This window comes from Serratia oryzae (genome assembly GCF_001976145.1).
GTDB lineage: Bacteria > Pseudomonadota > Gammaproteobacteria > Enterobacterales > Enterobacteriaceae > Chania > Chania oryzae.
Genome location: NZ_MOXD01000042.1, coordinates 1 through 1,416, shown reverse-complemented (window position 1 = coordinate 1,416; position 1,416 = coordinate 1). Strand labels below are relative to the sequence as shown.

The 1,416-nt window shown below is 66.5% G+C and carries 1 protein-coding gene; it reads right to left on the bottom strand.

The window, feature by feature from the left end; all coding sequences use genetic code 11:
- Positions 1-1,401 (bottom strand): Ig-like domain-containing protein (locus tag BMI79_RS22780; RefSeq protein WP_425272375.1); only part of this gene is annotated, 1,401 nt, incomplete at its 3' end.
- Between the last annotated feature and the right edge of the window lie 15 nt (positions 1,402-1,416).

Sequence of the window (1,416 nt, the reverse complement as noted above, 5' to 3'; positions counted from 1 at the left end):
TTTATCGGCCGGCGTAAAGCGCCACTGGCCCAACTCGTTGGTCTGCGCCGAGCCCAGCAACCCGTTCTGGTCGGAGACCATCACCAGGCTGTTGGCTTCTGCACGGCCTGACAGCGTTGGCGTCGGATCGTCCGTCGCTGCACCGCTGGCCATCGCCTGTGGCTGTACGCTGCCCACATCGTCTGCCGCCGCATCGATAAACGGCGCGTTCGGGGCCACCGAATCCACCGTAAACGCCCAGCTGCCGCTGCTGCTGGTGTTGCCCGCCGGATCTTTCGCCGTCGCACTCAGGGTATGGTCGCCCTGGCCCAGATCGGCCGTCGGTGTGAAGCTCCAGCTGCCGTCGGCTTTCGCCGTCACGCTGCCCAGCACCGTCTCACCATCACTGACCGTGACCACGCTACCGGCTTTCGCCGTGCCGCTCAGCGTCGGACGGGTGTCGTCCGTCACGCCGTCCTGCACGATGGCACCCTGGATATCGCCCTTGTCATCCGCCAGCCCGTTCAGCTGTACCTGACCCGGCACCACGTCCACCGTCACCGCCAGGTGTTCCCCTTCGGCGCTGGTGTTGCCGGCCTTATCGGTCACCGTGGTGGTGAAGTCGTGGGCCCCGTTGTCCAGCGGCGTGCTGGTCGTCAGGCTCCAGTTGCCGTTGTCATCCGCCGTGGTGCTGCCGATCGCCTTGCCGTTGTCCAGCACGGTGATCACGCTGCCCGCTTCCGCCTTGCCGCTGAAGGTTGGCGTGTTGTCATCGGTGGTGCTGCCCGCCGTCAATGGCCCCTGCTCGGCACCAAAGTTGTCGCTCACCACCAGACCGGTGGCCGGCGCCGGTGGCTGCGTGTCGATCACGATACCGAAGCCGCCGGTGGTCGGGCTGACCTGGCCGATGCTGTCCATCACCGACGCCGTCAGGCTGTGGCTGCCGTCTTTCAGCGCCGTTTCCGGCGTGAAGCGCCAGTTGCCATTCTCATCCGCCTTGACGCTCCCGATCGCGGTGCCGTTGTCGTACACGGTCACGATCCCGCCTGGCAACGCCGTCCCTTTCAGGATCGGGGTGTTGTCATTGGTGATGGCGTCCTTCTGCAGCGCACCGGTATGCGGCGCCGCATCGTCTTCCACCGAGCCGATCACCGGGGCCGCCGGGGCCTGGGTGCTGACCGTAAACGCATACGCCGGTGACGCTGCCGTGGTGTTGCCCACCGCATCGGTCTCCTTCGCCGTCAACGTCACCAGGCCGTCGGCCAGTGGCAGGGTCGGTTTCAGTGACCAGGTGCCGTCCGCCTGGACGATGGCCGTGCCGATCGCGGTCGAGCCGTTGTACACCGTAATGGTGTTGCCGGCTTCGGCGCCCGTCCCGCTGAGGGTCGGACGGTTGTCGTCGGTAGTGCCACCGGCAACCACGTTCCCCTTGTTCTG